This window comes from Methylobacterium sp. WL119 (genome assembly GCF_008039875.1).
Classification (GTDB): Bacteria; Pseudomonadota; Alphaproteobacteria; order Rhizobiales; family Beijerinckiaceae; genus Methylobacterium.
The window spans coordinates 1-6,383 of sequence record NZ_VRUU01000162.1; the positions used below are offsets into that span (position 1 = coordinate 1).

General features: G+C 70.2%; 6 protein-coding genes and 1 pseudogene. 6 read left to right on the forward strand and 1 reads right to left on the reverse strand.

The genetic code is table 11. The features are described from left to right. From FV227_RS27275 to FV227_RS27300, 6 genes are all read left to right on the forward strand, one after another. Window positions 1-443: DNA translocase FtsK (locus tag FV227_RS27275; RefSeq protein ID WP_281407540.1), on the forward strand; the 443-nt coding region annotated here is incomplete at its 5' end. 253 nt (window positions 444-696) lie between these two features. Next, window positions 697-1,461: a guanitoxin biosynthesis heme-dependent pre-guanitoxin N-hydroxylase GntA gene (gene gntA / locus FV227_RS27280; protein WP_147727956.1), complete on the forward strand. Its 765-nt coding sequence runs from the start codon at window positions 697-699 to the stop codon at window positions 1,459-1,461. Further along, entirely contained in the window at window positions 1,454-2,080 is a 627-nt protein-coding gene (locus FV227_RS27285) for an urea carboxylase-associated family protein (protein ID WP_147727955.1), read from the forward strand. The genes gntA and FV227_RS27285 overlap by 8 nt, the downstream gene beginning before the upstream one ends. A 74-nt stretch (window positions 2,081-2,154) precedes the next feature. Further along, the gene (locus tag FV227_RS27290) at window positions 2,155-2,307 is read left to right on the forward strand and encodes a DUF3096 domain-containing protein (RefSeq protein WP_147727954.1); all 153 of its coding nucleotides are present in this window, start codon (window positions 2,155-2,157) and stop codon (window positions 2,305-2,307) included. A 231-nt stretch (window positions 2,308-2,538) separates the two neighbouring features. Continuing rightward, entirely contained in the window at window positions 2,539-5,229 is a 2,691-nt protein-coding gene (gene ppdK, locus FV227_RS27295) for a pyruvate, phosphate dikinase (RefSeq protein ID WP_147727953.1), read from the forward strand. A gap of 510 nt (window positions 5,230-5,739) precedes the next feature. Then, complete coding sequence (locus tag FV227_RS27300; protein ID WP_147727952.1) at window positions 5,740-5,931, forward strand: hypothetical protein; 192 nt, start codon at window positions 5,740-5,742, stop codon at window positions 5,929-5,931. A gap of 30 nt (window positions 5,932-5,961) precedes the next feature. On the opposite strand, the pseudogene FV227_RS29405 reads toward FV227_RS27300, so the two are convergent. Continuing rightward, window positions 5,962-6,383 (reverse strand): annotated as a pseudogene (locus tag FV227_RS29405) (peptidase domain containing protein); the annotation flags it as partial.

A 6,383-nucleotide genomic window follows, 5' to 3' on the forward strand; every position in this document is an offset into this window, starting at 1 on the left:
GCGACATGCTGTTCATGGCCGGCGGCGGGCGCACGACCCGGGTGCACGGGCCGTTCTGCTCGGATTCGGAGGTCGAGAGCGTGGTCGCCCACCTCAAGCGCCAGGGCCGCCCGGCCTACCTCGAGGCAGTCACCGCCGACGACGGGTCGGAGGATGCCCCCAAGGGGGCCGCCCAGGGCGCCGGCAGGGGCGGCGACGAGCTGGAGCTCGACGGCGCCGTGTTCGACCAGGGCTCGTTCGGCGAGGCCGGCGGCGACCTCTACGACCAGGCGGTGCAGGTGGTGCTTCGCGACAAGAAGGCGTCGACCAGCTACATCCAGCGTCGCCTGCAGATCGGCTACAACCGCGCCGCCTCGATCATGGAGCGCATGGAGCAGGAAGGCATCGTCGGCGGCGCCAACCATGCCGGCAAGCGCGAGATCCTGGTCGAGGCCGAAGGCTGAGGCATTCGGAAGGCGGGTGCGTCCGGAAGGCTGAGGCGTCCGGCACCCGCCGCCGATCCCGGCTGCGATCGGATCGTCGAGGCGGGCATCCCCGGCCGAGCCGGCACTGTCCACAGCAGAGTGCGACCGATCGCGGCGGAGTCGGCCGGGATCAGGAACCGCACCGTCTGAGGCCGGTTCCCCCGATCCGGACGCCAATCTGCCTCCGGCATCGGCAACCGTGCCGCATATTTCATCGTAGACGCGGGATCTCATGCTTTCCTACGCGGACAACCGCGGGTTTTCGCTCGCTCCGGACCTGTCATCCCTGCACGCGGCGCCGCTCCGGCTGCCACGGGACGATGCCGACCATCCGCTGGCGGCGGCGTTCCGGGACTTCATTCGGGCGCAGCCCTTCCCGTGCGTCGGCGCGAAGTCGGCGCTGTCGCGGGGGCGGATGAAGATCGTGGTCGCCCGCGACATCACCTCCGGCTGGGACGACACGCGCATCTACCCGGCGCTGCTCGCCTTCATCGCGCGCTACCGCGCCCAGCCCGACCTGTTCCAGAGCTTCGCCATCGTGTTCGAAGGGCCGGGCGACCTGTCCGAGCAGGCCTTCGAGGAGAACCTGTGGGCGCGGGCCCAGTCGCTCTCCGACAAGGACGGCTTCCTCGGCCAGGCCTACGACCGGCGCGTCTCGGCCGACCCGGAGGACGCGCACTTCTCCCTCAGCTTCGGCGGCGAGGCGTTCTTCATCGTCGGCCTGCATCCGGGCGCGAGCCGGCCGGCCAGGCGCTTCACGTCGCCGGTCCTGGTCTTCAACCTGCACGATCAGTTCGAGCGGCTGCGCGCCGAGGGGCGCTACGAGAAGCTGCGCGAGAACATCCTGGCGCGCGACGCGGCGTTCGCCGGCTCGATCAACCCGATGCTGTCTCGGCACGGCGAGATCTCCGAAGCGCGCCAGTACAGCGGCCGCGCGGTCGACGCCGACTGGGCCTGCCCGTTCAGCGGGCGCACGAAGGGCGGCTCCGATGTCTGAGCCGCATCCGTCCTGCGGCCGTCACACCATCGCGCCGCGCTCGGGGACGGCCTTCACCCTCGACAAGGGCCAGTTCCTGGTGGTCACCGACCCGCAGGGCGAGCAGGTCGCCGACATGCTGGCCTTCCGCCGCGACGACCTCGACGAGGTGATCTCGTCGGGCCGGACGCTGGACTATGCCAGCCGGATCTACCTGACCACGGGCGACCCGCTCTACTCGAACCGCTCCAACGTGATGCTCCGCATCGTCGCGGACACGGTCGGCCGGCACGACTTCCTGCTGACGCCGTGCTCGGCCGACACCTTCCGCATCATCTACGGCGACGCCGAGCCGCACCGCGGCTGCTTCGGCAACCTCGCGGCCGCCCTCGAGCCCTTCGGGATCGGGCCGGACCGGATCCCGGTGGCGTTCAACGTCTTCATGAACGTGACCGTGGACGGGAATACCGGCGGGCTGAAGGTCGAGCCGCCCCTGAGCCGCGCCGGAGACAGGATCGTGTTCGAGGCGATGCAGGACCTAGTGATCGGGCTCACCGCCTGCTCGGCGCTGCAATCCAACAACTTCGCCTTCAAGCCGATCCAGTACGAAATCGTGCCGTCCTGGCCCCCGGCGTCCTGACGCCGGGCGGGAACCGTGCGCGCCATCGTGCGTCGCCCTCCGGCGGTCAAGCTCGGCCGCCGGAGGGCTTCGCCATGACCATCTCGATCTCGCACCTGCAGCCGGCTATCGCCATCCTGGCCGGGATCCTGATCCTGATCGCGCCGCGGCTGCTGAACTACATCGTCGCGATCTACCTGATCGCCGTCGGGGTGATTGGCCTCGGCCTGTTCCGCGGTCTATCGTGACGCCGTCAGGCCCGCTCGCGACTGACAATGAACGCGGAGCGTCACATGCCGGGTGACCCGGCGCGCGGACGTTCATCTTGCGTTGCAACACGGGATGGTCCAACCCGCACCGATGGGCCCGAGGGGCCCGAGGGGCCGGCAAACCCTTCGACGCCGGCTTCCTTTGACGCAAGATCCTTTTGACGCAAGACCCTTGGACGCGAGTCCTCTTGCACGACGGACGGAATCGATATGACGAGCGGCACCGCGAAGTGGGTCTACACCTTCGGCGACGGCAAGGCCGAGGGCAAATCGCAGATGCGCGACCTGCTCGGCGGCAAGGGCGCGAACCTCGCCGAGATGTCCAATCTCGGCCTGCCGGTGCCCCCCGGCTTCACCATCACCACCGAGGTCTGCACCGCCTACTACGAGAACGGCCAGACCTATCCGGCCGAGCTGAAGGCGCAGGTCGCCACCGCCCTCGAGCAGGTCGGCGCGATCACCGGCAAGACCTTCGGCGATGCGGCGAACCCGCTCCTCGTCTCGGTGCGCTCGGGCGCCCGCGCCTCGATGCCGGGCATGATGGACACGGTGCTCAACCTCGGCCTCAACGACGCGACCGTCGCCGCGCTCGCCGAGAGCTCGGGCGACCCGCGCTTCGCCTACGATTCCTACCGCCGCTTCATCACCATGTACTCGAACGTGGTGCTGGGCGTTGAGCACCACGCCTTCGAGGAGGCGCTGGAGCACTACAAGGAGGGCAAGGGCTTCGATCTCGACACCGAGCTCGGTGCCGACGACTGGAAGCACCTCATCGAGAAGTACAAGGCGATCGTCGTCGAGGAGCACGGCTCGCCGTTCCCGCAGGGCGCCGAGGACCAGCTCTGGGGCGCCATCGGCGCGGTGTTCGATTCGTGGATGATCCCGCGGGCAAAGAAGTACCGCGAGCTGAACGCCATCCCCGAGAGCTGGGGCACCGCCGTCAACGTCCAGGCCATGGTGTTCGGCAACATGGGCGACACCTCGGCCACCGGCGTCGCCTTCACCCGCAACCCGTCCACCGGCGAGCGCGCGCTCTACGGCGAGTTCCTGATCAACGCGCAGGGCGAGGACGTCGTCGCCGGCATCCGCACCCCGCAGGACATCACCGAGAAGGCCCGGCTCGAGGCCAAGTCCGAGAAGCCGTCGATGGAGCGGGCGATGCCCGAATCCTACGCCGAGCTGACGCGGATCTACGGCATCCTCGAGACCCATTACCGCGACATGCAGGACATGGAGTTCACCATCGAGAGCGGGAAGCTCTGGATGCTCCAGACCCGCAACGGCAAGCGCACCGCCAAGGCGGCGCTCCGCATCGCCGTGGATCTGGCCGGCGAGGGCCTGATCACGCAGGAGGAGGCGATCGCCCGGATCGAGCCCGGCGCGCTCGACCAGCTCCTGCACCCGACGATCGACCCGAAGGCCGAGCGCAAGGTGATCGCGCAGGGGCTGCCGGCCTCGCCGGGCGCCGCCACCGGCGAGATCGTGTTCAACTCCGAGGATGCCGAGACCCTGCGCAAGGCCGAGCGCAAGTGCATCCTCGTGCGCATCGAGACCTCGCCCGAGGACATCCACGGGATGCACGCCTCCGAGGGCATCCTGACCACGCGCGGCGGCATGACCTCCCACGCGGCCGTCGTCGCCCGCGGCATGGGCAAGCCCTGCGTGTCGGGCGTCGGCTCGATCCGGATCGACTACAAGGCGCAGACCCTCACGGTCGGCGGCGTGACGCTGAAGGCCGGCGACCGCATCACCATCGACGGCTCGACGGGGCAGGTGCTGCAGGGCGAGGTGACGATGCTGGCGCCCGAGCTGTCGGGCGACTTCGCCACCCTGATGGGCTGGGCCGACGCGTACCGCACCATGAAGGTGCGCGCCAACGCCGACACGCCGACCGACGCCCGCACCGCCCGCGACTTCGGCGCCGAGGGCATCGGCCTGTGCCGCACCGAGCACATGTTCTTCGAAGGCGACCGCATCATCGCGGTGCGCGAGATGATCCTGGCCGACGACGCGGAGGGGCGCCGCGCGGCGCTCGCCAAGATCCTGCCCTACCAGCGCCAGGACTTCGTCGAGCTGTTCACCATCATGTCGGGCCTGCCCGTCACGATCCGCCTGCTCGACCCGCCGCTGCACGAGTTCCTTCCGCATTCCGACGCCGAGGTGAAGGAGGTGATGGACGCCACCGGCATCGCGGAGGACCGGATCCGCCACCGGATGCGCGAGCTCTCCGAGTTCAACCCGATGCTCGGCTTCCGCGGCTGCCGCCTCGCCATCGCCTTCCCGGAGATCGCGGAGATGCAGGCCCGCGCCATCTTCGAGGCGGCCGTCCAGGCGGCGCAGGAGACCGGCGCGCCGGTCACCCCCGAGGTGATGGTGCCGCTGGTGTTCTCCCGCGCCGAGTTCGACATCGTGAAGGCCCGCATCGACGCCACCGCCAAGGCGGTGTCGGAGGAGACCGGCAAGGCGATCGGCTATCAGGTCGGCACCATGATCGAGCTGCCGCGCGCGGCGCTCAAGGCCAACGAGATCGCGGCGACGGCGGAGTTCTTCTCCTTCGGCACCAACGACCTGACGCAGACGGCGCTCGGCATCTCGCGCGACGACGCGGCGACCTTCCTCGGGCCCTACACCCAGAAGGGCATCCTGGCCGCCGACCCGTTCGTGACCATCGACCAGGAGGGCGTCGGCGAGCTGGTGCGGATCGGCGTCGAGCGCGGCCGCTCGGTCCGCCCCGACATCAAGCTCGGCATCTGCGGCGAGCACGGCGGCGACCCGGCCTCGATCGGCTTCTGCCAGGAGGTCGGCCTCGACTACGTGTCGTGCTCGCCCTACCGCGTGCCGATCGCCCGCCTCGCCGCCGCGCAGGCCGCCCTGGGCAAGGTCTCGGCGAAGGAAGGCTAGGCGCCCGCGAGCGCCGATCCGCGGATTTCGGCGCCGGGTCCTTTTGATGGGCGGCCCAGCGTCATCATAACGCGCGGAAACGGAACCGCGTTCTCTCTCCCCTCTGCGGGGGAGGGTGTGCCTCGCGTCAGGGAGGGTCGGGAGAGGGGAGCGAAGTCTCCGGACAACGCGCCCCCTCTCCCGACCCGCTTCGCGGGCCACTCTCCCGCAGAGGGGGGAAGGAAAGGCGCGCGGGGGCCTTGAGCCGATAGGTCGATCCGGTCGCGCGAACGGGTAAGGAAGCCCACCTCGGCGCGCCTGGCGATCCCACGTTAACCACGCACAAAAAACTTGCGAAAATAACGGAACCGGGTCGGCGAACCTCTGCCGTAGGGCCGCGTTGGATGCTAGTGGCGAACCGAATGCGCGTGAGCGATCGACGGTTCGACCGGGCGTCAGTCATCCGCGGGAACGCCGGCCATGAACGACTCGTCCTCGTCACAGCTCTACCTAGGGGAAAACCCCTGTGCCGTGCGGATTCCGAAGGTCTTCGCGCGGGCGTATCTCTGGCTCGTCGGTGCGGGAACGCTCCTCGGCGTGCTGGTCTTCGCCGTGGCGTCCCAGAGCAGCCTCGACGCGGCGCGCATCGCCGGATCGGACGCCGGGTACGCGGCGACCCTCGCCTCGGCGATGACGGTCAGCCAGGGCCGCCGCCTGCCCTGACGGCGGCGCCAACGAACCTTACGACATCCTTCAGCGGCCGCCGGGAACGGCCCGGGTCGCCGAGCCCGTGAAGCGCGCGGCCGTGAGGTCGTCGCCGGGGCTGCGGCGGCCGAAGCGGGTCGTCACCGCGTCGGGCGACGCGCCGACGACCGCCTCCGGCGCCGCGTCCGTACGGGCGCGCGTCTGCGCCACGCGGACCGGGGCGATGCGGCTCGCCGGATGAGCGGCACCGGACTCGGTCGAGACCGCGGCGAACAGGGCGCGCAGCTGCGCCTTCGCATCGGCGTCGGCCGGGACCAGGGCGTCCACCGGGCGCGCCGCCGCGGGCCGCTCGGTGACGGCGGCGAGGCTTCTGCCCAGGCTGGCCATGCCGACGTTGCCGAGGCCGGCGAACTGCGCCGGGCGCGGCGGCGGCAGGGGCATTGCGAGCGCGGCGGCCGCGACGGCGGTGG

What these genes read in the sequence shown, in the direction of transcription:
- gntA (WP_147727956.1), top strand. Translation starts at nt 697, where the DNA reads ATGCTTTCCTACGCGGACAACCGCGGGTTTTCGCTCGCTCCGGACCTG.
- FV227_RS27285 (WP_147727955.1), top strand. Translation starts at nt 1,454, where the DNA reads ATGTCTGAGCCGCATCCGTCCTGCGGCCGTCACACCATCGCGCCGCGC.
- FV227_RS27290 (WP_147727954.1), top strand. Translation starts at nt 2,155, where the DNA reads ATGACCATCTCGATCTCGCACCTGCAGCCGGCTATCGCCATCCTGGCC.
- ppdK (WP_147727953.1), top strand. Translation starts at nt 2,539, where the DNA reads ATGACGAGCGGCACCGCGAAGTGGGTCTACACCTTCGGCGACGGCAAG.